This is a genomic window from Flavobacterium sp. UMI-01 (genome assembly GCF_019656315.1).
Taxonomy (GTDB): Bacteria; Bacteroidota; Bacteroidia; order Flavobacteriales; family Flavobacteriaceae; genus Flavobacterium.
In genome coordinates, this window is record NZ_BPLU01000006.1 from 180,068 (window position 1) to 205,520 (window position 25,453).

The window sequence follows — 25,453 nt, forward strand, 5'->3', positions numbered from 1 at the left end:
TTTATTACGACTTTTATTCAGGATGGGTATAAAGAGGAGCGAAATATATAATCACCATACTAATCGTTTTATGGTTTGCATTTGCGGATTTTGGAAAAAAGAAGTCCTTACTAGTCCTGATGGGAGCGGCATCCTTTATTGGGGTTCATTTTTGGAACCCCAATAAAGATACAGCGGACAGCAGGAGCGAACGTAATTATAGAAATCACCCGTGGTACTCCTGCTAAAAAAATTTATGATTACAATGAAATGCTTCTTTTTTCCTTATGGCTTTGTTGAGCGGCATCGATGATTTGCATCACTTGAATTCCTTCCTGCGCGGTAACGGGTTCAGGAGAATTGTTGCAAATGGCCTGATACATCCCGTCAAAATAATCGTAATAATTGCCTTGAAGCGTAGGGATTTTTTCGCGGATGATTTTGCCTTCCACTTCGGTATGCAATAGTCCTTCGTGGGCTTTGTCTTCGGTTCCCCAATCGTGTAAATTGGGTTTGTGGTCCAATTTCAAATGGTCTTCTTGAACATCGCCTCGCATTTTAAAAAACGAACCTTTCCTGCCCTGAAGGATGTAGGACGGAATCGTTTCACGGTTAAAGTAGCCCGCTTTAAGGCGTGTTCTAAAATTAGGATACTGCAAGACAATATCTATCCAATCATCGACTAAAGAATGTTCGCGGGTAATGCGAATATCTGCTTGTACAGCTTGCGGAAACCCAAACAAATACAAGGCTTGGTCAATCAAGTGAGGCCCTAAATCTTTGAGGATTCCTGCGCCCTCATTACGGGTTTCTTTGTGGGTTTTGGGACTCAGTTCAGGATTATAGCGGTCATAATGAAACTCGGCTTCGATGAGTTCTCCTAACAGTCCTTGGTCACAGACTTTTTTAACGGTTTTGAAATCACTGTCCCAACGGCGGTTTTGGAAAACGCCCAGTTTCAGTCCGTTTTGCTGTGCCAAAGCTGCCAATTCCTTGGCCTCTGCCAACGTCGTTGTAAAAGCTTTCTCGACAATAGCGTGCTTGCCAGCTTCCAAGACTTTTTTGGCAAATTCATAATGCGTTGCTGTGGGTGTATTAACAACAATCAGTTGGGCATCGCTTTCTAAAACCGCTTCGAGTGTGGGAAAACTTACGGTTTCTGGATAATCTACTTGTATGGCCTTTTTCGAACGTTCCCATGAGCCCATCAACTCAAATCCGGGGTGAAGGTGTAAAAAAGGAGCATGAAATACTTTGCCTGACATGCCGTAGGAAAGGAGCGCTGTTTTTATTTTTTGCATGGTGCTTACTTTTTGTTTTTTTGAAAGTTCGTTTGGGTTGTTTTGCTTGACTGATAAAGTAAAAAAACAAAAATAAATTGGATTGTCAAAAAGAGTATTTATTTTCTCATTAATTAACAAACATTTAAAAGGTTATAGCGTATTATTGCAAAAGAAATACAATAGAAAAGCTTACTTTTGTGAGTTAAAAAAAAGAATTAAAATTTTATAATGGAACTATTTATCAAGCTTTCTCAGTTTTTATTGAGCTTATCTTTACTGATTATCCTTCACGAATTAGGGCATTTTATCCCCGCCAAATTATTCAAAACCAGAGTCGAAAAATTTTATCTATTCTTTGATGTGAAATTCTCCTTATTGAAGAAAAAGATTGGAGAAACTGAATACGGTATTGGGTGGTTGCCATTAGGAGGTTATGTAAAAATCTCTGGGATGATTGACGAAAGCATGGACAAGGAACAAATGGCTTTGCCACCACAACCTTGGGAATTTCGTTCTAAGCCAGCCTGGCAACGTTTGATTATTATGTTAGGTGGCGTAACGGTGAATTTTATTTTGGCGTTCATTATTTACATTGGAATGGCTTTTACCTATGGGGATACGTATGTGGCTATGCAAGACATGCAAGACGGTTTGTTGATTGAAAATCCTGTTTTACAAAAAATAGGTTTTCAAACAGGAGACAAAATCATCGCCATAGATGGTGATAAAATAGTCAAGTTTGACAATCAAATCAACATGAAAATTGTCATGGGGAAAGAAGTCCTTATCGAAAGAAACGGTGCAACACAAACTCTAACCATGCCAGCTGATATCGTGGATCAATTGACAAAAGAAGACAAAGGACATCTAGTTGCGCTACGTATGCCGTTTGTAATTGGTGCTGTAACTCCTGAATCACCTAACTCCTCTTTGCAACCCAAAGATTTGATTTTAGCCTTGAACAACCAAAAGATAAAGTATTTTGATCAAGCCAAAACAATTTTAGAAGCCAATAAGAACAAAACCATCTCGGCAACTGTTTTGCGTGACCACAAAGAAGTACCTGTATCGGTAGCGGTAAATACCGATGGAAAACTGGGGGTTCAATTAGGGGGATTAGGCATGGAATCTTTAGAACAATTAGGATATTATAAAGTACGCAAACAAGAATTTGGTTTCTTAGAATCTATTCCTGTGGGCATCCAAAAAGGAAAAGACCAATTAGTTTCCTATGGCAAACAATTGCAAATGATTTTTAATCCTGATACAGGTGCTTACAAACAAGTAGGGGGTTTTAAAGCCATATTTGATATTTTTCCTAGTACTTGGAGTTGGGAAATCTTTTGGTCGCTTACTGCTTTGTTATCGATTATGCTTGGGGTAATGAACTTATTGCCTATTCCAGCATTGGATGGAGGTCATGTATTATTTTTATTATACGAAATGGTCAGCGGTAAAAAACCAAGCGACAAATTCCTAGAAAATGCCCAAATGGTTGGTTTTGTTTTACTTATCTCACTCCTACTATTTGCTAACGGAAACGACATTTACAAGGCAATCGTAGGGCGATAAAAAAAATTGAAAAAAAATTTAATTTTTGCTTGCAGATATCAAATTTAGCCCTATCTTTGCAACCGCTTAAACAAACAAACACAACGTTCAAATTAAGCACACAAACATACCTGTACGCATTTAAATTATACAGTTTCCTCCTTAGCTCAGTTGGTTAGAGCATCTGACTGTTAATCAGAGGGTCCTTGGTTCGAGCCCAAGAGGGGGAGCTTCTTTAGAAAAGACTTTACATTTGTAAGGTCTTTTTTTTTGGCTGTAAGTCAATGAAATCAACACTTTACAAAGGTTTACAACAGGAATTTATATTTTCTATTATGACAACTTTGATAGTTTTTTTTGAGAAAAAAAGGTAGCATATTAGGTAACATATTTTTCTGAAAAGGTAACACTTTTTTATCGCAACAAATTGTATGTCTAACTAAAACCAAAAGTTATGACAAAACACAATTTCAAAATCCTTTTTGTTCAGGCTAAAAACAGAACAAACAAGAAAAATCAATCACCATTATATTGTAGAATTACGCTAAATGGAATAAGAAAACAGTTTGCAACAGGAATTCAAATTGAAGCATCAAATTGGGACAATAAAAGTCAAATAATTTTAAATCTTCATAAATCAGCTAAGCTCTATAATACCCAACTGGACAATATAAAATCAAAACTTAACAAGCTTTACACCATTTTAAGCATGGAAGAAAGTAGTTTTACTATTGACGACCTATACAACAAATACCTTGGAAAGGAAATCAAGAAAAAAGAAAAGGTTCTCTCCTATTATAAACAATATCTTTCTAAAATTAAAAAACTCGTAGGATTAGAAATAAAAGCAAACACCTACGATAAGTTCGAGTATGTTGGCAAACATTTGGAAGCTTTCCTAAAATGGAAATTCAAAAAAACTGATTTCCCATTAGAAGAATTGAGCTTACAGTTTCTGGATGATTTTGACTATTACTTAAAAACGGAAAAGAAACAAAGTCAAATTACCATCAACAAAACCATTCAAAGATTCAGAACACCAATAAAAAAAGCTATTTCAGAAGGATATTTGGACAGGGATCCCTTTATACTTCATAAAACAAAAACAGTCCGTAAAACAATTATTTTCCTTACCAATGAAGAACTTAAATCACTTGAAAATTTAAAATTAAAACAAAAGAGATTGAGCCTTATCCAAGACCTATTTATTTTCTGTTGCTACACAGGATTGGCATTTAATGAGATGACATCATTAGAAAAAAAGCATATACTAATGGGCTTTGACGGAATGAATTGGATTCAAATGAAAAGAGAAAAAACACAACGTCAAATATCTATCCCCATTCTTCCTATAGCACAAGATATAATTGATAAATACACTTCAAACAAGGAATTGCTGTTTCCTAAAATTAGCAATCAAAAGTTTAATTCCTATCTTAAAGAAATAGCTGCCATAGCAGGTATTGAAAAAAATCTGACTCACCATATTGCCAGAAAAACATTTGCTTCCACTGTGTTACTATACAATGATGTCCCAATGGAAATCGTTTCAGAACTTTTGGGGCATTCTAATATGACTATTACTCAGGAAAGCTATGGTAAGGTTGTACAGAAAAAAGTGAGTGAAGTAATGGGTAGATTGAAATTAAAAATTAATCAACAGCAAAAAAAGTAAATATCACTAAAAGTGGGTATTGTAATAAAAGAATAATCCCACTTTCTTTGTGATTAGTACATTGAAATAATAATAAAAGTGATCCTTATTAGAAATTAAGTTGGAATTAAGATTCACTATCAAAAATAAAAAACTCATCAATATCAATTTTTAAGGTCATTGAAATGGTATATAGAGTTGTTATTGAAGTATTAATAACCCCTCTTTCAATTCTACTAATTTGAGAAATTTCTACACCTATCTCATTTGCCAACTGTTCTTGCGTAAGACCTTTAGACAAACGAAGTTTACGGAGATTTTCTCCAAAGTTGATTAATATGTTTTTTTTATTCAGATTATCCACGAAATAAAATTCGTTGAATAAAGCATTTTTTAGGTAGGCATATTTGCCTATATTTGAAAAGAAATTGAAACTTAAAATACTTAAAAATCCTACTTATGAAAAAAATAATACCCCCTATAATGCTGCTGATTTGTATTTCAATTTTCTCCCAAAATCCAGTTAATTATAATTTAATCGGTGAAAATATAAAAAATAATAAATCTGAACTTTACTATCCTGAGTTGATGGCTAGATTTCAAAAGGGAGACACAACACTAACATTGAATCAAAAAAGACATTTATACTACGGATTCACTTTTCAAGAAAAATTCAAAAATTTTAAGTTCAATGGGCTCTTGGATAGTATTTCAAAATATGAGCAACTAAATACAAAAGAATCTCTGTTAAAAGCTCTGGATTTCAGGAAAAAAAGTCCTTGAAAGAAATCCATTTGAAACAGGAATAATTGATGGCAAACTTGCAATTTATAAAACGCAAAAAAATAATGAGGAGTTTATGAAGGGTATACATCAAATCTCATTAATTTTTGATGCAATCTTAAGTTCTGGAGACGGACTAACTAAAGAAACTGCGTTTGCAGTAACAAGCGTTTCAGCCGAATATGAAATTACCTCAATACTAGGTTTTAGCCCCGTTAAAAACCCCGTATTTATTGATCAAAATTATGAATACATTGAAATTGAACCAAATGATAAAAATGTAAAAGGAATCTTTTTTGATGTTTCAAGGACTACATACAGAATGAAATATTAAACAAACAGGAAAGCTGAAAACTGAATATAGTAAGCAAAAATTAAACTCTTAAAAATGAAAAAAATCAATCTATTTATTTTGTTTTTACTTCTAAGCATAACAAGTTTTGGTCAAAACAACATTACCTATTCAAAAGACTATTTAGGAAATACCGTGGCAAAAGACCAGTACGGTAGTATTATCGCAATAGGTTCAAAAGATTATCTAGGAAATTTTGTTTGGAAAGATCAAAATGGAAAAGTAATAAATTCTGAATCAAAAGATTACAATGGAAATACAGTAAAAAAAGACCAATATGGAAATACTCAGAGTACTCAATCTACAGACTATTTAGGAAATAAAGTTGAAAAAGATCAATACGGTAATGTAATTTATACTTTATCTGAGGATTACCTCGGTAATTACATTAAAAAAGACAAGTATGGAAATATCTTAGGAACTTACAAAAAAGACTATTTAGGTAACTGGACTTACTATTCTAATTAACTTAAAAAAAACCTAATATGAAAAAAATAATTATCCTATTGTCACTATTTATAGCAATATCATCCTACGCACAAAGCAGATACAGTCAAATATCAACATCAACATTTAACCCCGAAGTGCCAAATCCAGATTATTACAAAGCAATGGCTGAACAAAAAATAGAGACAATTAAAAACAATATTTATTATTATGATAATTTAACTAAAAAAGCTTTAAAATTAGATACTGACCTAAAGTTTAAACAAGATATCTATGAAATTATAGAGTACATAAATTTACTTAAAGAAACTAATTCTATGAGTTTTAATGAAGTCGATTCATACTTAAATCTGATAGATAAAAAATATAATAAAGCAATTAAAAATTATAATAAAAGAGTAAAAAACTAAGAAACCTTAATATGCCATATAATGAAAAAAATTATTGTAGCCATAATTTTCCATACGATTTGTTACTCACAAAATATTAATGGAAGTTACCAAAGTCGATTCAATTCGTTTAACAACCCTAATGATACAACTAAAAATTTTTTCAAACCAGAATTAAATACGATCATTATTGATGTTTATGATTTTCCAGAAACAAATGGAAGTGTTACAATAATGAATAAAGATCAAGATGGCGAAACGTTGAGTTTAAAATATCAAATTACAGGCTCAAAAAGAACTGAGAAAGCAGATTCTGGAATATATTATTTTTATCCTGCAAAAATGTATATCAATAACATCCCAACTAGAACTCAATGCACAATTGCGATACATAGCAATTTAGATGACATAATAATTCTTTATACTGAAGCTGGTACAGTAGCAGTATTTGGAATAAAAAATTAATCTTAATTTATAAAAAATGAAAAACTACTTAATAATTATCATGACATTACTAGTTAATGTAATAGCAAATGCGCAATGTGATTTCAAAATCAACAATCGGCCAGACGGGAATACAATAAAATATTTTAATCCAAAACCTGTCATAAGACAATCCAATTATGAAGTTGGTGCTGCAATCTATAAAAACGAGACAACAAATAAGTTTATGGTTGGATTATCTGTGTTATTTGTTGGTATAAAACCAATGGATGTGACAGGTGATTTAACCATTCAAAATACTAGTCAAAAAAGTATTGTTTTAAAATTGATAAATTCAAACCAAATCAAAATGAATGGAAGAAATTTAACTGTTGCTTTATTTGAATTAGACAACTTAAGTACAAAAATTCTTAAAAGTAATTCTTTGAAAACTTTGTTTTTCAAAATGAATGGTAATATCTATGGAGCGACAGTTACAGAAAACAAATCAATATTAATTAACGAATTAAATTGTTTGTAAAATGGGAAATGGTCTCAATAATTTATTTTTTACACTTATCTTTTTTTTTCAATCAAAGATTCTTTTTTCACAAGAAGATATTTATGAACCTATAGGAGGGAGTTATCATTCAGATGATATTATTGGAAATCCGATGAACTTTGAATCAACATTGTCACTTTTATTACCTGGTATTATTCTTTTGTTTCTAGGATATTTAATTTTAGTAAAGTCAAAAAGTTCATGGGGTCTAATCGGTATGGTTTTCATATTAATAGGTGTGGTTTGTGTTGCTCCAGCTATAATTTCTTTATCAGTAATTCTATCATTAATAGGAGTTGTTGGTTTTATATTATTTATTATTATGTGCTTTTTTAGAAACAATTAGAACATTTTCGATTATAATTTTAAAAATGAACTTATCCCTCAACAACAAAATACTCTTAACTTAGTGTAGTTATTAAAAAGTTTGAATATGGAAAAAACCAAACAAGAATACGCAAAGGGAGCAATCCTAAATAAACTTGTTGAATCTTGTCTCAATTTCAATCCAAATCTATTTTTACCCTATCTGCAATCTGAAAAAGTAACAACAGATATGCCAGATAAAACAAGGTTTTACTGTTTCTTTGAACAAATGCTTCTATCCGCAAAAAACAATTCTGTTGAACCAATGACTTTTAAGATTGAAAATCCAAATTGGGAAGAGGACAAAAACATGTTACATTATAACTTATACGATAGCGTACATGTACATTCTCGACTTTCAATAAGAGTAAAAGTAACAGCTGATGAAATCTATTTAGACACAATGCCATTTTAGGGAAACTACTAAAAATTCAAACCCATAGATAGCAGAAATCAAGTTGTTTTGTAGCAGATTAGAAATATTATTTGGTGCAAAATTCTAATTTAAAAAGGTATAACCATGACACCAGAACAAATAAAAATACTTGAACAACTTGGTACAATGGGAGAGTTTACTTTTATTAAAAATGGCGAGACTATTCACGACCTTATCGTAAAAGCAATTTCAGTAATGGATATAGACCAGCTTAAAATTTTGACTGAAAATTATTTACCAACTGATAAAAAAGAGGAGTTTCTCAAAAATATAAAAACAGAATTCAAAGCAAATAAGGACACGCATTTAATTGCGCATAGTGGTATTTGTAATTCTACCACATGTAATTAAGGTAGTATTGGCTATTCTTTTACACGAAATGTATCCAACACTTTTTACAATCTCATATTTGAAGAGGAAAATGGAGTGTGCAGTGACATTTGTAAATGTTTTGTTTTTAAGCTAGATAATGCTACTCTTGAAAATGCTAGAAAACCAGTTCATCATTTTACAAACGAAGAATTAGATGATTTACCATTTTAGGTTAGATAAATACAATTATAATTTAAGTACACAAGGTTCAACTAGTAAATATGTTGAGCCTTTTTTATTTTTTAAAATTTTTAATTTTTTTTTCATTTCTGAAAGCGCGATCTAATCAATCAGACCCACCCCACACTTTTAATAATGGGGTGATAGCCCCCCGTCGTTAGGATGTGGGGATTCACAAAAATGTATAATAATCTTAAAATTTTAAAACCATGGTTACAATCACAGATTACAAGACATTCTCAAAAGAAAACGGAGAAAATTTCTTTGGACTAGTAGTTCAAGGAGGAGTAGAAGCAGTAAGAAGTACACAAACAGGTAAAATGTATTTCACTGCAAAAACAGCAACAGTTCCTACAACTTTCAATGAAACCATTTGCAAAAGTTTAATTGGTACTACACTTGAAGGAAATGTAAAGAAAGTAGCGTGCGATGATTATGAATACACCGTAAAAGATACTGGTGAAATCATTACCCTATCCCACCGTTATGAGTACATTTTTGCTGAAGAAGAAGTTCTAAACAACAACTTGATTCCAAAAGAAATTGTTGCTTAGACATCGTGAATATTTAAAATATCAACAAGGGGTTCCTGACTGGGAATCCCTTTTTTTTATGTCACGAACTTAGATTATTTGACATACTCTAAAAAAATTATAACCCAATAAATTTTTAATTATGAAACTACAAAAAGCTACAAGACATCAAGTCAAGTTACGAATTGGTCTATCAGGACCATCAGGATTTGGAAAAACCTATTCAGCATTATTACTTGCTTTTGGAATGACTAATGACTGGAAGAAAATTGCCATAATTGATACTGAAAATAATAGTGCTAGTTTATATTCCCATCTAGGAGATTTTAATGTGCTATCTCTAGATGAACCATTTTCACCTGAAAGATATATTAAAGCAATCCAAGTTTGTGAAGAAGCAAATATGGAAGTAATAATCATTGATAGTATTAGTCATGAATGGCAATCAAAAGGAGGCTGTCTAGAGATTCACGAACAACTGGGAGGAAGATTCCAGGATTGGGCAAAGGTTACACCTAGACATAATGCCTTTATCGATGCTATCATACTTTCTAAATGCCATATCATTACCACAAGCAGAAGAAAAGTTGATTATAGTATTGACAAAGGTTCAGATGGTAAAACTAAGGTCAGCAAAGTAGGCATGAAAGAAGTTACTCGTGAGGGATATGAGTACGAACTGACAGTCAACTTTGAATTCCTGAACGATAACCATCTAGTACAAGCATCTAAAGACAGGACTGAATTATTTTCAGGTAAACCAGAATTTATAATTAATTCTTCTACAGGTAAACGCTTGATAGAATGGTGCAATCAAGGAATTTCATTGGAAGAGATTAAAAATGAAATAAACTCTTGTACATCTGAGGATAATTTAAAATTAGTATACGCTCAATACCCACATTTAAGCAAGGAGCTATATCCTTTAATAATCTCTCGTAAAGAAGCTCTTGACAATGCTAATCAGCAACTAATCCCAAACGAACAAATTATTCAACAATCTAAACCAGAAAAAAATGAATTTAGTCATAAATAACCCAATACATCAGGTGATTGATGAAGAGGAAGTAATTGTATTCCCAAAAAGAAATTTTATTGAAGCTAATACTATTAGTACTGATATGGAACACTTAAAAAATGATTGTACTATTCCAGTATTTGCTAAAGACAACGAATGTACCATTAGCCATTATGAATTTATCAATAGCACCAAAGAAGTTGTGGAAGACATACTCAATTACAACGGTATTTTACAGCCTGATATTAGAGTTTCTCACGTAATCAAAGGTAGAACCCCAAATGCAATTGGGAAGCCTGCAAAAGAGTTGCTAGAGCATGAAAAAACTATCTATTACGAGCGTATGGCATTTGCTATTGAAGTGCCTGAAATCAGTGAAACAATCAATGGCAACAAACTCAATTTGACAATTGGCGGGGTACGAAGTTACAATCAGGAGAATCTTTTTAGTAAAAAATCATTGGAGAAATTCAAGGTTTTTATAGGTTTTCAGAATACAGTTTGTACCAATTTATGCATCTCAACTGATGGATTGAAGGAAGACATTAAAGTAGGTTCAGTATTGGAGTTAAAATCTAAAGTTTATGATTTAATTAATAGCTATAAAAAGAAAGAACATCTCATTCAGCTAGAGAAAATGAATGATTTGAGTTTGTCAGAAACACAGTTTTGCCACCTAATAGGCAAGATGAAATTGTATGCTCACTTGAACAAAGAAGAAAAACAACAACTATTTCCATTAGCTGTAAACGACACTCAATTAAACATTGTACTACGAGATTACAATTTAGATCCATACTTCTCAAAGTCGGATAATAAATCGATAAACTTTTGGAAACTATACAATTTATTGACTGAAGCTAACAAGAGCACTTACATCGATAGTAATTTAGAACGTAATGTCAATGCATACGAGTTTATCAATCACCTAGCTATTAGCGTTGAAAATCAATCATACAATTGGTTTCTGCATTAGTATATATGGCTAATAGGATCATTTTAGAATCCATTTAGTTTTTTAAAATTATTAATCATGACAGACCATGAATTAGCTGAAATACTCAAATACAGTTCGCCAAAAGAAATCTATGTATTCACATGGAATAACCAACTAATCCAATTAAAATGCCCATTCAGAGTGCTTGTACTAAATAATGTAGGCTGGCTACTGAAAGGGCAAATAGTTTTAGTTACTGAAATTAAGGTTACAAGTGAAATTAAAACGGTGTATATTATTGAAATGAACGCCTATTACTATTACCACTTTGAAATTCTTATATAAATAGCTAAGAGGCAGTTATGTTGTATTTTGTATAACCAAACTTTTGAGTCGTTTTCTGCCCCCATCAAAAAAACCCTGAAAAAGTAAATCTAGATTAAAAGCGATTTTTTTATGATTATGAGGAGGTTAAATTTCTAAAATATTCATAGAATTTCGCTTTTCTATAATCTGAAAAAATTATAAAATATAATTAGAAAACAGTATGAAAAATATGGGAAAAAACTTGCTTTTAATGAATTAATGTATTATATTTGTAACTTGAAATTTACTCATACTTCGAGTAAGGTGATTAATCCAAATCAAACCTGTTACAACCAATCTTTCCTATAAAGTCACATTTGCTATTATTGAGCTATTTCAATTTCGCAATCTATTTAAGAAATAAGACTCTACACAAGTTTACTACCAATTCAAAAATGTCATTACTGCAAACCCATAAAAAACTGATATAACTATAAATATATTCTTAAGTGATTGCATTTCAATTTTATTAATCAAATAATCTTAAATGACAATTCAAACCAACAACGCTCATATTGAGCAAATTACTTTTAACAATGCGGAAAAATTAAATCAATCCGCAAATTTATATTCTAATCTAACTTCCAGTTCTAATTCTAATTCAACTATATCTAACTTCATATATGTTACTGGAAACAATACCACAAATAATAATGTAGAAAACCTTGTAAAAACAGGACATACAGAGGTTATTAAGACTGATAATGAGACTGATTTTAATTCCAGTTTTCCGCTATTTTTTTTTCAGAATATTGACACAATATATATTCCTAAAAAAGCTAAAAGACATCTCGAGAAAAACGTACCTAATGCGTATTTAAAAGCCATTGACAATGATAGAACAATTGCAATTGAAAAATGCATAGTTCTGCTTTCAAGCCTATCATCTACAATTTATTCAGAAAAAAGATGGAAAGAATTATCATCAACTATAATGGATACTCAAACCAAAAAAGGGAACAATAATACCCGTATTTATCCTAAAATATTTAATGTTCTTAAATACAATACAAATACAACAGAGGGCATTGTTCAAGTTAAAACTAATAGTTTGGGTAATGAAACATACCAAGAGGGCGTTTCTTGTAAATCTTACAGTCTGACGGACACTTTTTACAATGCTGGTCTAACGGAATATACTATAAAAGACAATGATATTCTTCAAAAAAGGAAAAAGTACTTTTATACTCAATTACAAAAGGCTCAACAAAATACAATTGCATCAAATCTAATAGCACTATATGCAAGGATTGATTTACCAACCAAGTATGAGTTATTATCAGAAGCTAAAAGACTGGTAAAAAATAACCATAAAAATAAAAAAGGCAAAACATTAACATTTTTAAACAAGCATCCAAAGTCATATTTTAAAAATACCGATTCAAGAAGTTTTGTTGAGGATAACATTAAATTATTTGAATTCCTTACTAAAAGAGGGTATATGATTCCACAAGCAAAAGATAAAAAAGCTGGTGGACGAGTTGTAGATAGTTTTACACTAATGCCAAGTTGGATTAGAAATACAGTTAAAATTGATGGAGAGTCTATTGTTGAAGTAGATTATAAAGCCTTGCATCCCAATATTGCGATGTCAATTTATGGAGGTTCAAAAAAATTCTTAACTCACGAATTAGTTGCTGAAGAAAGTGGCATTGCTAAGAATGAAGTAAAAATAGAACACCTTTCATTTTTTAATAAAACGCCAAGAGAAATGAAGCACAGTAAACTTTATAAATACTATGAATCTTCAGAACCCCAAATGCTTAAAGCTATAGAACAGGAAAAATGGAATAGTACTATTAAACATAAAATTACATCCATGATGTTTTTTACAAAAGAAGTAGAAATTATGACTGAATGCATAAAGCAATTAAATAAATCAGGAATCTACGTTGGCTATGTTTATGATGCTTTATTCTGTAAAAAGAGTGAAGCTGAAATTGTGAAAACAATTATGGATAAAGTGGTACTGCAATGCAATGTGTTTACTACTGCAGAAATAAATTATTAATAATGAAAATGAAAAAATGGAGAATACAATTAATATGTACATTATTTACAAAGCAGAGAATGTTAAAACAGGAGAAATCTATATCGGAGCTACGACTCAATCAATCGATGACAGAAAAAAAGATCATATTCAAAAATCTAATACAGGAGCAAATTGCAAATTTCATTCTGCTATCAGTACATATGGACACCATTCCTTTAATTGGGTTCAAATTGATACAGCAACTTCTACAGATGAATTAGCCCAAAAAGAGGTTAAATATATTTTAGAAAACAAAGCAGTTGAAGAAGGTTACAATTCAGATAGAGGAGGAGGTATCAAAAAAACAGTTTACCAATATAATCTAGATGGAACTTTAAATGCTACTTTTGATGATTTAACATCCGCAGGAAATAATATTAACGTTCGAAAACAGGACATATCCAGAGCTTGTTGGAGTGTAAACCATAAATTAGGAGGATATTTGTGGAGTTATGATTACAAAGAACCATTTGTGATTGAACCTGATAATAGAAAAAAACAAGTCGTTCAATATAGCCTAAAAGGAGAGGAAATAGCTCGCTATTTTTCAGCATCCGAAGCTTCGAGGAAAACTGGAATTTCTAAAACATGTATTACTAGATGTTGCCGGAATGAACGTGATAATAGTGGAGGATATATTTGGAATTATTATTAAATAAAAAATTAAAGACGGTCTAAAAAGCCGTCTTTTTTTATGTGAAATTTTAAATAAGTATTGATCCTAATTTGAATATTTCTTTATTATTTCAGCAACTGCTGATTTACTTATTTTAAATTCTGTATCCTTGAGCATTTCTTCAATTTTTCTAAATGAATGTCCCTCCCTATACAAAGCTAAAACCTTTTCTATTAATTGAGTATTATTAGTTTTTGCAATGTAGTTTTTTTCTGATTTTTCACCTGTATTATAAAAAATTAAATTCTCATCCATCGCCAATACGCTGCTTTTAGCTTTTAGTTTTGCTTCAAGAAAATTTGCTTTTAGAACCCATAAATCTTTAAAATTGGTATTGTATTTATGAGGACGAATTTCCAGTACTACACGCATTTTAGCTTCAAAAGCTTGACTACCAATAATACTATCTTTACTTGGAGTATTACGCATTGTACTTTTACCAATATGATGTAAAAATAAAATTAAACAACCATAGGATTTGGCTAGTTTATCATATTCATTTAGAAACTGTCTAACTTGAATGTTAGAGTTTAATTCTTTTGTAAATACATCTGTAAACGCATCAATTACAATCAAATCTACAGGGTCATTTTCTAATTTGTATTTTAACTCACTCAACAGATTCTCAGTTTCAAAAAGAAATTCCAGATTCTTCAATAAACTTTTTTCTAAGCTATCGTTTTCATAATAAAGTTGATTCACTTGTTTACGAATAGCATAACTTACTGCATTTGCATCATCCTCAGTACTTACATATAATACTTTGTGTGTAGTACCATCAATTTTAAAACCTAAAAAAGTTTCTTGCTTAAACACAATAGCCAAACTTAATTGTCGAAGAAAGGTAGATTTCCCAGAATCTGAAGTTCCTACTAAGGATGCTAAGCCAACTTTTTGTAAAAAAGGATGTAATAGTTTGGGAATAGCTTCTGTTTCTAAATCATATAAATCAAAAGCACTTTTAAAGTTTGAATTTATAACCTCACTCATAAAATCATAAAAAATATTTATGTCCAAATATATTGAATTATATTAGGGACAGGACAAAAAATTTAGTTGTCTAATTTCTTTATACCAGTTTGCAATCTTTTATTCAAGCCAAACATTCCACTTATATGTTCTTTCGTATGTTCAAACATGGATAATAATTGATGATTTGTAAACCCTATTTCCTTGTAAATACACCATTTTGTTAATGCTTCAATATAAATTGATGCATAATATAATTCAAGTCCAGAAAATGTGTTTTCAGATGAACCTCTATGAACAATATAATTTCGGGTTAGAACCACTTTTTTGATAAAATTATCACTGTCAATGTTTTTTGGGAGTATAAATAAAAGGTATTCTTTAAAACTTAAGAGCCTTTCTCTAAAACTGGGTTCATTAGCATAAGATAATTTATCTTTAAAAAATGCTACTTCTTGAGGAGTTTCTAATTTTTCAATAATTGCTTTCTTTAATTTTTTGAATTCAGCAGAAGGAAGTTTATTGTTTTTCTGAAACCTTCTGTGGTATATTTCTATGGCAAAGCAACTATTTAAAAAATAGGTTTCTCTACTTAATCGTGCTTGAAAGTATTTTTCTAAAATTAAATTTACACTATGATAAATATCTGATTTTGAATACCAATTTTGTAAAATTGAATTAACACTTTCTTTAACAATATCAAATGTTGGAGTTCTCACATCATTTATTCCTGCATCCCTAAAATTAAAAGAACTCATATAAAATTTCATACGAATAGGAGAATCGTTGAATTTATGTTTAAAATTATTATTGAAGAATACAAAAGAATCGTTGTTTTTTTCAAATACATTAATAAAGGCTAGGAATTTTTTAAATTTCCTATAAATATCAAGAAATTCCCAAAGTGACAAATTAGAGTTATTTGCTCTAATTTTTAAAGTTATAAAATCCTTAAGTATAATTGTTCTTTCATTATCATAATTTTGATTAAATCCAAAAAAAGCTTCTAAAGTAAAGTTTCCAAAATTTCCAAAATCAATTGTTTCTGGATATTCAATTGACATTTTTTCATCACCAATTAAATATCCTTTAAAAACAGTTTTGTTTATCCACTTCATTAAACTGGGCATAGTTACAGAAAGACTTGAAAATTTTAAATCATCCTCGTTGTCTATTTGAATTCCACATAAAATGTAATTTACACTCAATTTACCTTCGTATCCTCCATCTCCTGACAAAGTTTCTTTTATATTACATTCTAAAAGTGAAACATATCCTAATCCTGTAAATGCTCCACTAATAATATTGTATTTTTCTACACCTAATAAGTTTACTGAAGCTTCAATCCAAAATTGATCAACATCTATATATAGTCGAACACCTTCAATTTCTTGAAAGTCATCATCTTTTGGTAAAAATATATGTCCGAAATAGGATTGCATAGTTCGTTTATTTAATACCTTTTTTATTTAAACTTGGAGTTTGAGAATTTGGCTCATTTTCAGGCTTGTCAAACTTCATTATAATTGGCATTGGAAAATCTACTCCAGTTAGTATAGCTTCTCCTTCTCCTAAAATAGGCAGAAACTCCAATGTGTTTTTATTAGCGGAACTACAAGCATTATTGATGGCTTCTTTATCGTTATGATTTATTAGTCTATGAACAATAAAAGTTCCCATTTGACTTAATGTGCCTTGAGGAATATCTCTAGGCATTTGAGTAGCAATACAAAGAAACAAACCGTGTTTTCTACATTCTTTAGCTATTAAATCAAATGCATCTAACTTTGTGTTATCAAAATATTCATCTCTTATTGATTTATTTACAAATTGATGGGCTTCATCTATAAAAAGTACAAGTGGTTTGTTAATAGCTGATTTTTTAGAATCAAAATCACCATTTCTAGCAGTCTTCAAAAGATACATTCCAAGTGCATTTGCTAAAACTTCTTTAATTTGAAATGTAAACGGTACATTATCAAATGAAATTCTTAAAAGCTTCTTTTTACTATTTGGTTCATTAAAATTTTTAATCTCATTAATAATATCTTTCTTAATATTATTGTCAAATCCAAATATTTTTTTAAACTCAGTATCACTCAATGCTTGATGAATTCTCAAAATTAAACTTGAAGCATTACCTTGATTTCTTCTATCTATCGAGCTGTCCCAATTATCTCCAAAAATTTGAAAACATTCATTATTTATCTGTCTCGTTAAATTTTTAATTTCAAAATTTAATTGATTAAAATCATTTAATTCATCCGAATATTTAGCGCATAATCTATTAAATGGTTTTGTGGGTTTTCCCTGTTTAACTATACATCCATTATTTACTTCAATTGAAAGAATCTCACCTTTTTGTCCTTTAAAAGAATAAGTTGTTTTTATGTCTTCTTCCGTAATTGTATAAGATTCCTTATTAGACTCAAGGATTCTAGCTAATTTTAATGAGTTTATTGCTTCTAGCAATATTGGTTGTTGTACTTGACCAGAAGGTCTAAACATTAAGAATAAATCAGAAATTGATAAATTTGAATAATGATAGTAATATTCAATACCCAAGTTACATTCTTGACATAATTCTAAAGAATCAAAACTTGAATATTCCCCTGTGGCATCAATTAAAATTGCTTTATTACCAGTTTCTATTAGAGATTCAATTAATTTACTTAATGTATAACTTTTTCCACCTCCAGTTGTACCTACTACTGCACAGTGTCTTCCAAAAACAGATTGTAGATTAACTTTTACTTCTGTAGAAGGACTTGAAACGAGATGACCTAATTTTATAGGTTCTGTAATCTCTCCATCCTTTACACCAAAATTTGACATATATTTTTGGACAAGCTGACCAGAACTAACGAATACTTTAGCTCCTATGTTTGGATAAGAGGTTAATCCTTTCTTTACTTTTAAAGGTTCGTATAGGTCAAATGATAATAGGATTTCAATTTTTCCTGTAGGATGAAAATCACTTGTTTGGAACGCTTTTTCATTTAAAGATAATCGTTCAGATTCAGGAAGTGATAATTCTGTTATTCTTCCCAAAAAGCCATTTTTATCTCCTTCTATTATTACAAAACTACCCACTAAACCACCATTAAATTCTTCTCCAAAATGTGTAAAACCATTTAATAATATTGATGAAGGAAAATGAACTTTTACATATTGAGGAAATACTTGATTAATATATCCAAGAAAATACTCGTGTCTAAATGGATTAATCTTTAGTTCGCTCATTTCTTAGATTTATAGTTGGTAAATCATTATTTTCATAAGTTCCAATTTCCGGAAAATAATCTGCAAAATCAGAAAAGGTTTCATTCACCATAATTACTCGTTCTGTTTGGAGTGCTAATCGTTTAATTTCTTTTAATGATGACGTAGCATTTTCATTATTAAATCCAGGATCTATAATCGCTAAACGAAAACTTGGGTTTTGATTTAAAGCTTCTTCAATAGCTGAATTAATGTGTTTGTCGTTAAAACTATAACCAATACACAATAACAATGTATCATTATTGATTCGCAAATTACGTTGAAAACGAGCCATCATTTCGAAAAATGGTTGATCATAAGAATCTTCATACTTAGCTTCTCTTGGATATACCATTAGAGGTTTCTTAGGATTATCTTTTATTATAGTTTTGTCTCCATTTCTTTCCCAGTTTACAGAACCGTGTAATTTATGTAAATGAAAAACTCTTTGTATAAAATTATCTTCTTCTTGTACTTTACTATTTTCTCTTTGCACAATGTCATAATCAAAATATCTACCACTGAAAGTTCTAGGAAAAGTAAATGAAAATCCATCAATCATAATAGCATTCAATTTTTCAGATGCATATTCAAATAGTAAGTCGTAATTTAAAGTAAAGACTTTAATTCTTGGGCTGGTAACTTTTCTCTGCAATAATTTCTCCAAAAGTACTTTATGAGGAAATTTAGTTGCATCTGTAGGGCATAGAATTGAACATTCTGTTTTTATAATTTTAAAAACTTCCTCTCTTATTTTAGACAATTTGACCTCCTGATTGTTTAATTCAACTTCTAAATCATCATTAAAATGAATAGTTCCTTCAATTTTAGACAATAGCGTTTCTAAATTAGTATCTGTATAATCGTGTTTAACTTCCTTGCAGATTTTTTCTAATCCATTTTCGTCAGGATTAATTTCGAGTGGATCTTTTACTTGATATTTTTTATCAGCTAAATTCCAAAGAGTTTTCATTGATGGTCCGCCTACGTCCATAGAGGCTCCTGCTCCAGTAAGAATAAGGAAATTTTTGAAAGGCTTTCTGAAGAATGAACTATATATTTCTCTTTTTAGAATTTGAGCATCTTGAACAGTTGGTTTATCACCTTCTTCTTTCTTATTAAAAGGTCTTAAATCTTTAATAGAATTTAAAATTCCCTTATCAAATTTAGGATTTTTAACTTCAACGGTTTTGAATTTACCATTAATTAACAAATATTCCCATTTATCCTTCTCCATCCCTAAAACGCATTAAATTTATCTCCCAAATAGTGCTTCAAATTGTATTTTGTAGTTGTATCTAATGCTCTTTCCAAACAGATAAACTTTGTGTCTGTATGGGCTTTAAAATGGCTCACGGTCTCGGGTGCAATGCTCACATCAAGACAAATTAAAGTTTCCTTTTCTCCATCTGTAACCAATAGAATTTCATTTTTTGTAAACTCTGTTTGTGGTGTTACAGTATAATTAAGTGTAAAATTATTTTTCAATAAAATCTCCGTTAACAGCTCTTCTTTGTTGAAAGCGTTCACTAACTGACTTTCTTTATCAGCGATATATTTTTTAAGTAATTCAAGATTTTCTGCTTCGTTAAACTCTGGGTTTGGTGCAAAATCAACTCTAGGGAAATTAGATTTTTGCAGTTTGAAAACTTTGAAACCCAATCCTTTTAATGCATCTTCTTTTTTATCTCCTGCAAACAAATCAGGCTGTTGACTCTCCTTTTCTTTAATTATTTTTTCAACTACTCTTTTGTTTCTTTCAATGGTTATGTCACTTATCTTTTTGTAACCAGCTTTATAAGCCTCACTTTTTTCATCTACAGCTTCTGGAATTTGAACTAATATAAATTTACGGTTACCCCCATCTTCTTTATTGAGTTCCATTACAGCTTGTCCAGTTGTTCCTGATCCTCCAAAGAAATCAAGAATTAAAGAGTTTTTATCATTAATTATCGAATAAAAATATTTCACTAAACTAGTTGGTTTAGGAAAACTGAAAATTTTACTCCCAAATATTTCAATTATTTCTTTATTACCATCTTCTGTCAATCCTACACTTTTAGGTAGAAATGTTGAAGCGGCTTTAATAGCATCTTCACTTCCATATTTTTTTAAAGCTTTAGCTTTATCTTCACTTTCAAATACTCTAAATGCTGGAATTGATATTTTTAAAATATCGTAATCTTGTGGAAAAACAATTTTTCCTTTATCATAATAATTTTGAAATGTATCTATTGAAACTCCCCAAACCCTTAGAGGATTATATGGAAAAGACTTTCCTGTTTTTGGGTCTACCATATCAAAAGCTGAATTTGGTCTTTCTTTTGCATTTCTCTGTGTGGTCAAATCGGATAATCTCCATCTATCTTTTGGAAAATCATCTGTTTGGTAATATTTTCTTTCAATATTCAATCCAGCGTTAAATTTCTCTTTTGCATATGATATTATCCATTCATAATCTTGTGAGATACCAAATGGAACATCGCTTTTAGCTGTTCTCTTTTTCCAAGGGAAAATAGCTATGAAATTCTCTTCCCCAAAAACTTCGTCACATAACTTTCGCAAATGATGTATCTCTGTGTCATCTATAGAAATAAAGATTGCTCCATCATCAGATAATAATTGTCTAGCTATTAAAAACCTAGTGTAAATCATATTTAACCAATTGCTATGATATCTTCCTGAAGTTTCTGAATTAGTGTCTATTTTTACACCATTTTCAGTCATTTCTGAATCTTCCCAATAACCTTTAATATCTTGTTTCCAAGTATCTTTATAAACAAAATCTTTATCCTTGTTGTATGGAGGATCTATATAAATACATTTTACTTTTTCACGGTAACTGCCACTCAATAACTTTAAAACTTCAAGGTTTTCTCCTTCAATAATTAGGTTTTCACTAGCCTCAGGATTTACACTTCTAGCTTCATCATAAACCAATGTTGCATTGCTTGGTGTAAAGGCATTGCGTTTGGCTTGGCTTTTACCAAACCATCTAAACTCATAGCGCTCTGTTTCATTTACACTATCGGGCTGTACTGCTTTCTTTACTTCATCTATATTTAGACTTCCCTCACTTGTAAACCAATCAGGATACAATTGTTTTAAAGTTTGCAAACGTTCATTGTTCCAATCGTTGCTTAATGGCATATAGTCGTTGATGGTTTCCATATTAATTCTTATGTTTTATCGTTCTCCTGATCTCAGGAAGACGATGACCTATTATATAAATGTATTAATCGTTTTATCAGCTTCCGTTTTGAAATATTTGTATTCTTTAACAGGTGCTTTGTACTGAACTTCTAAACCTAGTTTTTCAAAATGTTTCATTGCACAACGAATTTTGTAAACTTCACTTTCCGTTAATGCTTTTTTATCATTGATGTCATTAGTTCCCTTAGTTTCGATTACAAAATAAAATTCATTTTCATTTCCATTCCTAAGATTCTTGCGTTTCATTATCAATCCAAAATCAGGTTCGTAATTTCCTATTGGAGTGCTTATTTTATAGAAACTTGGCAGTTTAAGAAAACAGACTACTTCCGCATCGGTATCGGCTTCTAAAGAAAAATTACGTTCTATATCACTATCAACAAGCATTTTGTCAAAAACACCCTTGTTTGGAGTGTCAACATATCCATCATTAGAAATGTTCTTTACAAAATCATCAAAATTAAACGGGTAGCTTTCTCCTGTAATGGTATAATCTAAACCACGAATCATTTCATTCAACTCTACATTACGAATAATAGCAGATGCTTCGTGAATAAAACGTGGTGGATTTTTAACCATTTCATTTAGGTTGGTTAAGCGTTGTATTATTTTAAACAATGTAGTATAACTCACCCCCGTATTTTCACTTAACTCTTCAATTAAGTCTAAAGGAGTAAATGTGGATTTTTGTTTCACATTCTCTGAACCTTGAAATGTATCTTCTTTTCCATCTTCTGAAATTGAATTTATCAGAAAACTAGAAGCTTCAATTGTAAAATCAGGAATTGTAATTTTTGATATTAATTCAGATGCTAGATTCACTAAATTAGCTTCATCAAAAGAGATAGTGTATTCAGTTTTCCTTGCTAAGGCAGTCCAGTATTTACGGAAAGCTTTATCAATTTCAGCAGATGGGTTTCTTTTGAATTTTACTTCATCAGCAGAAACACCTTTGTGTGAATGAGTCATTCCAGCACCTGCATTCTCCGTTCCATAAACTGATTTAATTTCTTCCTGATACTGAGTTACAAATGTTTCGTAGGTTTCATTTGGTATAACCGTTAGTTGGTTGATACGTTCATCCTCTGAAACATCCAGAGTATCATAAACCCTCTTACCCTCTTGGTTCACACAAATACGCAAACCACGACCTATTTCCTGACGCTTTTTAATTTCAGAATAGGAATTGTTTAAAGTGGCAATATTAAACACATTAGGATTATCCCATCCAACACCAAGTGCAGAATGTGAGAATACAAATTGTACAGGATTTGACAATGTAAGCAGTTCTTCTTTACCTTTTAAAATCAATTCATAAATTTTGTTTTGCTCCTTTATACCGCCTTCATTGTCTGCAAATTCACCACTTGCTTTTTGTGCAAAATAATAGCCTTGAATACTATTAATATGTTCATTAGAGGGTAATTTACCGCTATTGTATTCAGGATAAATGGCTTTGTATTTTTCAATAAACAAGTTTTTTATAATTGGAGTTTCCCCCATATAGTTAGCCACTTTATCAATGAATATAAGAGATAAGCATTTAATATCTTTAGCTTCTAATTTTTGAGATTTAGTAAAATGTCTATGGATCAACCATTCCAATTGTAAAGCCCAAATGTTTTCTAAACTTCCAGCAATTTGATTTTCAAGTATTTCAGTTCCATTTGAGAATTTTACTGTCCATTTACCTGTTTTTAAACTCTTATTAATGTTTGAAATAGTATAGTTTAGATAACTAGGATTATTGGTTTTAAGTCCTAAATTATCGTTTTGACTAAGCCATCCAGTTGCTTTAAAATCAATTTTATTGTTAGACTTATTAAGATGCCAAGCTTTCAATTTTACTTTTGGATCACCTTTTCCAAATTGAATATCAGCTAACTCAATTTTGAGAGTAGCTTCATCATTCTTTTCAGTAACAGTCAGGACTTCTATTTTCTTGACTAATCCATTTTTATAACTATCGTATGGTGTTAAACGATACAGTAAATTCTTTACTACCTTATGAGTTGCCGAATATCTGATTTTATATAATGGATTAAGTTTTGCAATTTGTTTTATAGAATTTTCAGTGTCCATTCCTTCCTGAGGCTCATCCATAATAATGATTGGATTTGTTTCAGCAATGGCTTCAATAAAAGGTTTGTTATTAAATAAATCTTCTCGTTGTGCTTGATTAAGAATTTTATCCTCTGAATTGAATGATGCCAAAGTCATAATCATTACTTGTGGATGTTGGTCTTCTATAAACTGGGTAACTTTTTGAAGTTTTTTACTGTCATATTCAAAAGCATTTGGACTAAACCCATAGATACTTTCTAGTTGTTTATTAAAAGATTTGAACGTTCCAATAATATTTTGACGTATAGCGACTGATGGTACTAAAATGATGAACTTGGCAAAACCATAATGTTTGAATAATTCAAAAATAGTTTTAATGTAAACAAGAGTTTTACCTGTACCTGTTTCCATTTCAATACATATATCCTTGTCAGTTGATAGTCTAGCTGTTTCTTCAAGGATTCCATTTTCAACTAAGATAGTTTTAATATTGGCTTCAACTTCATCAATGGTAAGTTTGCTATAATTAGAACGAATACCTTCAAAACAAGCATTATCAAATGTATTCTTTTCAGTACCTTCAAAAAGTTTAACAACCGATTGGACAGCTATGTCTTGGTATTTAAGGGTTTCTAATTTTAGTTGCATTGAAAGAAAAAGATTAAACAATTATTATAAATTCAAATATACAATTTATCAAATTCAATATTTTAAATTCATGAAAAATCTATCAATATAAAATTTTATATTAACTCAATAGATATTTAAATTTGTGTAGGGTATGTAAAAAATAAATTTTACATAAGGCAAATAACCTTTAACAAAATGGAAAACTATAAAAATTCAAATTGGATTAAATGGGAAAATAGAAATAATTTAGAAGGAATAAAATATCCTGGAATATACATTATAGCTGTTACATCTGAAAACATTGAAGGTCAATCATTTAAAATGATCGAAAATATTGAATATATAGGAATGACAAATTCTAATGGAGGTCTAAGAAGTAGATTAAATCAATTTGATTCCACAATTAAAAGAATTCGACTTCATCATGGTGGCGCACATCGATTTATTGGCAAGTATTGGAACTATGAAGAAGTAAAAAACAATTTATATATTTCAATTTGTCCTTTCAAATGTAGCAATGATAAAAAAAATATGGATGATTTATTAGCTATGGGTGAAGTAGCAAAAGCTGAATATATCTTTTGGATTAAGTATATTAAAGAATATGGTAGATATCCTTTATTCAATGACAAAAACAAAAGTCCCAAACCTAATTTTATATCCGTATTTAAAGAAAAAGCACTTTAATAATTAATAATTTTAAAAAACACACGAAACAAAATGATTGTCCATTTTATATTAAACATAATAGGACAGGACAACTAAAAAATTAATAAAAAGGCGTACAATTCGGTTGCTTAAAAAAGTAAAATAGCGTTAAGCATTGATATTACTAGCATAACTGTCCTTGGTTCGAGCCCAAGAGGGGGAGCTACATTGGAAGGAAGCCGTCTCAAAACTGAGACGGCTTTTTTGTATATATTTGGTTTTTTATAGGTTATTTCGTATATTTAGTTATTGATATTAGATAGTTAAAT

General features: G+C 30.4%; 26 protein-coding genes and 1 tRNA gene. 19 read left to right on the top strand and 8 right to left on the bottom strand.

From position 1 onward, the window contains the following. Positions 1-239: 239 nt before the first annotated feature. A complete protein-coding gene (locus tag K5R64_RS03140; RefSeq protein WP_220760787.1) occupies positions 240-1,280 on the bottom strand; it encodes a Gfo/Idh/MocA family oxidoreductase in 1,041 nt (346 codons plus the stop codon). A 210-nt stretch (positions 1,281-1,490) separates the two neighbouring features. On the opposite strand from K5R64_RS03140, the gene rseP reads away from it, so the two are divergent. From rseP to K5R64_RS03155, 3 genes are all read left to right on the top strand, one after another. Then, a complete protein-coding gene (rseP, locus tag K5R64_RS03145; RefSeq protein ID WP_220760789.1) occupies positions 1,491-2,834 on the top strand; it encodes an RIP metalloprotease RseP in 1,344 nt (447 codons plus the stop codon). A 135-nt stretch (positions 2,835-2,969) separates the two neighbouring features. Further along, positions 2,970-3,043: transfer RNA gene (locus K5R64_RS03150), tRNA-Asn, on the top strand. 224 nt (positions 3,044-3,267) lie between these two features. Then, positions 3,268-4,488 carry a site-specific integrase gene (locus K5R64_RS03155; RefSeq protein ID WP_220760792.1) on the top strand — a complete coding sequence of 407 codons (1,221 nt, stop codon included), beginning with the start codon at positions 3,268-3,270 and terminating at the stop codon, positions 4,486-4,488. 106 nt (positions 4,489-4,594) lie between these two features. Here the strand turns inward: K5R64_RS03155 and K5R64_RS03160 are convergent, their stop codons facing one another. Further along, positions 4,595-4,831: a helix-turn-helix domain-containing protein gene (locus K5R64_RS03160; RefSeq protein ID WP_220760794.1), complete on the bottom strand. Its 237-nt coding sequence runs from the start codon at positions 4,829-4,831 to the stop codon at positions 4,595-4,597. 95 nt (positions 4,832-4,926) lie between these two features. Between K5R64_RS03160 and K5R64_RS03165 the strand changes: the two genes are divergently transcribed. The 15 genes from K5R64_RS03165 (at position 4,927) to K5R64_RS03235 (ending at position 14,318) form a co-directional block, all read left to right on the top strand. Continuing rightward, positions 4,927-5,250, top strand: coding sequence for a DUF4919 domain-containing protein (locus K5R64_RS03165; protein ID WP_220760796.1), 324 nt, complete (start codon positions 4,927-4,929; stop codon positions 5,248-5,250). Positions 5,251-5,293: 43 nt separating this feature from the next. After that, positions 5,294-5,584, top strand: coding sequence for a DUF4919 domain-containing protein (locus K5R64_RS03170; protein WP_255580285.1), 291 nt, complete (start codon positions 5,294-5,296; stop codon positions 5,582-5,584). A gap of 54 nt (positions 5,585-5,638) precedes the next feature. Beyond that, the gene (locus tag K5R64_RS03175) at positions 5,639-6,070 is read left to right on the top strand and encodes a hypothetical protein (protein WP_220760798.1); all 432 of its coding nucleotides are present in this window, start codon (positions 5,639-5,641) and stop codon (positions 6,068-6,070) included. Positions 6,071-6,087: 17 nt separating this feature from the next. Then, positions 6,088-6,459 (top strand): hypothetical protein, encoded by a 372-nt coding sequence (locus tag K5R64_RS03180; RefSeq protein WP_220760800.1) that lies wholly within the window; start codon positions 6,088-6,090, stop codon positions 6,457-6,459. 21 nt (positions 6,460-6,480) lie between these two features. Further along, positions 6,481-6,903, top strand: a complete 423-nt coding sequence (locus tag K5R64_RS03185; RefSeq protein ID WP_220760802.1) for a hypothetical protein — start codon at positions 6,481-6,483, stop codon at positions 6,901-6,903. 16 nt (positions 6,904-6,919) lie between these two features. Beyond that, positions 6,920-7,402, top strand: coding sequence for a hypothetical protein (locus tag K5R64_RS03190; RefSeq protein WP_220760804.1), 483 nt, complete (start codon positions 6,920-6,922; stop codon positions 7,400-7,402). 1 nt (position 7,403) lies between these two features. Further along, positions 7,404-7,769, top strand: a complete 366-nt coding sequence (locus tag K5R64_RS03195) for a hypothetical protein (RefSeq protein ID WP_220760806.1) — start codon at positions 7,404-7,406, stop codon at positions 7,767-7,769. An 87-nt stretch (positions 7,770-7,856) separates the two neighbouring features. Continuing rightward, on the top strand, positions 7,857-8,204 hold the full coding sequence (locus K5R64_RS03200) for a hypothetical protein (protein ID WP_220760808.1): 348 nt from the start codon (positions 7,857-7,859) through the stop codon (positions 8,202-8,204). Positions 8,205-8,309: 105 nt separating this feature from the next. Then, positions 8,310-8,576 (top strand): hypothetical protein, encoded by a 267-nt coding sequence (locus tag K5R64_RS03205; RefSeq protein WP_220760810.1) that lies wholly within the window; start codon positions 8,310-8,312, stop codon positions 8,574-8,576. A 410-nt stretch (positions 8,577-8,986) separates the two neighbouring features. Then, on the top strand, positions 8,987-9,331 hold the full coding sequence (locus K5R64_RS03210; protein ID WP_220760813.1) for a hypothetical protein: 345 nt from the start codon (positions 8,987-8,989) through the stop codon (positions 9,329-9,331). 121 nt (positions 9,332-9,452) lie between these two features. Continuing rightward, positions 9,453-10,346: an AAA family ATPase gene (locus tag K5R64_RS03215; RefSeq protein WP_220760815.1), complete on the top strand. Its 894-nt coding sequence runs from the start codon at positions 9,453-9,455 to the stop codon at positions 10,344-10,346. Next, entirely contained in the window at positions 10,327-11,304 is a 978-nt protein-coding gene (locus K5R64_RS03220) for a DUF3871 family protein (RefSeq protein WP_220760817.1), read from the top strand. Before K5R64_RS03215 ends, K5R64_RS03220 begins: the two co-directional genes overlap by 20 nt. Before the next feature lie 57 nt (positions 11,305-11,361). Then, the gene (locus tag K5R64_RS03225; protein WP_220760819.1) at positions 11,362-11,610 is read left to right on the top strand and encodes a hypothetical protein; all 249 of its coding nucleotides are present in this window, start codon (positions 11,362-11,364) and stop codon (positions 11,608-11,610) included. 508 nt (positions 11,611-12,118) lie between these two features. Beyond that, positions 12,119-13,642 carry a hypothetical protein gene (locus K5R64_RS03230; protein ID WP_220760822.1) on the top strand — a complete coding sequence of 508 codons (1,524 nt, stop codon included), beginning with the start codon at positions 12,119-12,121 and terminating at the stop codon, positions 13,640-13,642. A gap of 16 nt (positions 13,643-13,658) precedes the next feature. Then, positions 13,659-14,318, top strand: a complete 660-nt coding sequence (locus tag K5R64_RS03235) for an NUMOD1 domain-containing DNA-binding protein (RefSeq protein ID WP_220760824.1) — start codon at positions 13,659-13,661, stop codon at positions 14,316-14,318. Between the two features lie 66 nt (positions 14,319-14,384). On the opposite strand, the gene K5R64_RS03240 is transcribed toward K5R64_RS03235, so the two are convergent. The 6 genes from K5R64_RS03240 to K5R64_RS03265 are packed head-to-tail and all read right to left on the bottom strand — an operon-like array spanning position 14,385 to position 24,494. Next, a complete protein-coding gene (locus tag K5R64_RS03240) occupies positions 14,385-15,356 on the bottom strand; it encodes an AAA family ATPase (RefSeq protein ID WP_220760826.1) in 972 nt (323 codons plus the stop codon). 35 nt (positions 15,357-15,391) lie between these two features. Further along, a complete protein-coding gene (locus K5R64_RS03245; protein ID WP_220760829.1) occupies positions 15,392-16,750 on the bottom strand; it encodes a HEPN domain-containing protein in 1,359 nt (452 codons plus the stop codon). A 7-nt stretch (positions 16,751-16,757) separates the two neighbouring features. After that, positions 16,758-18,551, bottom strand: coding sequence for an ATP-binding protein (locus tag K5R64_RS03250; RefSeq protein WP_220760830.1), 1,794 nt, complete (start codon positions 18,549-18,551; stop codon positions 16,758-16,760). After that, complete coding sequence (locus K5R64_RS03255) at positions 18,532-19,806, bottom strand: SIR2 family protein (protein ID WP_220760832.1); 1,275 nt, start codon at positions 19,804-19,806, stop codon at positions 18,532-18,534. Before K5R64_RS03255 ends, K5R64_RS03250 begins: the two co-directional genes overlap by 20 nt. A gap of 2 nt (positions 19,807-19,808) precedes the next feature. After that, entirely contained in the window at positions 19,809-21,740 is a 1,932-nt protein-coding gene (locus K5R64_RS03260; protein ID WP_220760834.1) for a site-specific DNA-methyltransferase, read from the bottom strand. A gap of 51 nt (positions 21,741-21,791) precedes the next feature. Next, complete coding sequence (locus tag K5R64_RS03265) at positions 21,792-24,494, bottom strand: DEAD/DEAH box helicase family protein (RefSeq protein ID WP_220760836.1); 2,703 nt, start codon at positions 24,492-24,494, stop codon at positions 21,792-21,794. A gap of 177 nt (positions 24,495-24,671) precedes the next feature. On the opposite strand from K5R64_RS03265, the gene K5R64_RS03270 reads away from it, so the two are divergent. After that, on the top strand, positions 24,672-25,163 hold the full coding sequence (locus K5R64_RS03270; RefSeq protein WP_220760838.1) for a hypothetical protein: 492 nt from the start codon (positions 24,672-24,674) through the stop codon (positions 25,161-25,163). The last annotated feature ends 290 nt before the right edge of the window (positions 25,164-25,453 follow it).

What these genes read in the sequence shown, in the direction of transcription:
- K5R64_RS03205 (WP_220760810.1), top strand. Translation starts at nt 8,310, where the DNA reads ATGACACCAGAACAAATAAAAATACTTGAACAACTTGGTACAATGGGA.
- K5R64_RS03190 (WP_220760804.1), top strand. Translation starts at nt 6,920, where the DNA reads ATGAAAAACTACTTAATAATTATCATGACATTACTAGTTAATGTAATA.
- K5R64_RS03200 (WP_220760808.1), top strand. Translation starts at nt 7,857, where the DNA reads ATGGAAAAAACCAAACAAGAATACGCAAAGGGAGCAATCCTAAATAAA.
- K5R64_RS03230 (WP_220760822.1), top strand. Translation starts at nt 12,119, where the DNA reads ATGACAATTCAAACCAACAACGCTCATATTGAGCAAATTACTTTTAAC.
- K5R64_RS03185 (WP_220760802.1), top strand. Translation starts at nt 6,481, where the DNA reads ATGAAAAAAATTATTGTAGCCATAATTTTCCATACGATTTGTTACTCA.
- K5R64_RS03165 (WP_220760796.1), top strand. Translation starts at nt 4,927, where the DNA reads ATGAAAAAAATAATACCCCCTATAATGCTGCTGATTTGTATTTCAATT.
- K5R64_RS03175 (WP_220760798.1), top strand. Translation starts at nt 5,639, where the DNA reads ATGAAAAAAATCAATCTATTTATTTTGTTTTTACTTCTAAGCATAACA.
- K5R64_RS03210 (WP_220760813.1), top strand. Translation starts at nt 8,987, where the DNA reads ATGGTTACAATCACAGATTACAAGACATTCTCAAAAGAAAACGGAGAA.
- K5R64_RS03195 (WP_220760806.1), top strand. Translation starts at nt 7,404, where the DNA reads ATGGGAAATGGTCTCAATAATTTATTTTTTACACTTATCTTTTTTTTT.
- K5R64_RS03220 (WP_220760817.1), top strand. Translation starts at nt 10,327, where the DNA reads ATGAATTTAGTCATAAATAACCCAATACATCAGGTGATTGATGAAGAG.
- rseP (WP_220760789.1), top strand. Translation starts at nt 1,491, where the DNA reads ATGGAACTATTTATCAAGCTTTCTCAGTTTTTATTGAGCTTATCTTTA.
- K5R64_RS03245 (WP_220760829.1), bottom strand. Translation starts at nt 16,750, where the DNA reads ATGCAATCCTATTTCGGACATATATTTTTACCAAAAGATGATGACTTT.
- K5R64_RS03260 (WP_220760834.1), bottom strand. Translation starts at nt 21,740, where the DNA reads ATGGAAACCATCAACGACTATATGCCATTAAGCAACGATTGGAACAAT.
- K5R64_RS03140 (WP_220760787.1), bottom strand. Translation starts at nt 1,280, where the DNA reads ATGCAAAAAATAAAAACAGCGCTCCTTTCCTACGGCATGTCAGGCAAA.
- K5R64_RS03235 (WP_220760824.1), top strand. Translation starts at nt 13,659, where the DNA reads ATGGAGAATACAATTAATATGTACATTATTTACAAAGCAGAGAATGTT.
- K5R64_RS03180 (WP_220760800.1), top strand. Translation starts at nt 6,088, where the DNA reads ATGAAAAAAATAATTATCCTATTGTCACTATTTATAGCAATATCATCC.
- K5R64_RS03270 (WP_220760838.1), top strand. Translation starts at nt 24,672, where the DNA reads ATGGAAAACTATAAAAATTCAAATTGGATTAAATGGGAAAATAGAAAT.
- K5R64_RS03215 (WP_220760815.1), top strand. Translation starts at nt 9,453, where the DNA reads ATGAAACTACAAAAAGCTACAAGACATCAAGTCAAGTTACGAATTGGT.
- K5R64_RS03265 (WP_220760836.1), bottom strand. Translation starts at nt 24,494, where the DNA reads ATGCAACTAAAATTAGAAACCCTTAAATACCAAGACATAGCTGTCCAA.
- K5R64_RS03255 (WP_220760832.1), bottom strand. Translation starts at nt 19,806, where the DNA reads ATGGAGAAGGATAAATGGGAATATTTGTTAATTAATGGTAAATTCAAA.
- K5R64_RS03155 (WP_220760792.1), top strand. Translation starts at nt 3,268, where the DNA reads ATGACAAAACACAATTTCAAAATCCTTTTTGTTCAGGCTAAAAACAGA.
- K5R64_RS03250 (WP_220760830.1), bottom strand. Translation starts at nt 18,551, where the DNA reads ATGAGCGAACTAAAGATTAATCCATTTAGACACGAGTATTTTCTTGGA.
- K5R64_RS03225 (WP_220760819.1), top strand. Translation starts at nt 11,362, where the DNA reads ATGACAGACCATGAATTAGCTGAAATACTCAAATACAGTTCGCCAAAA.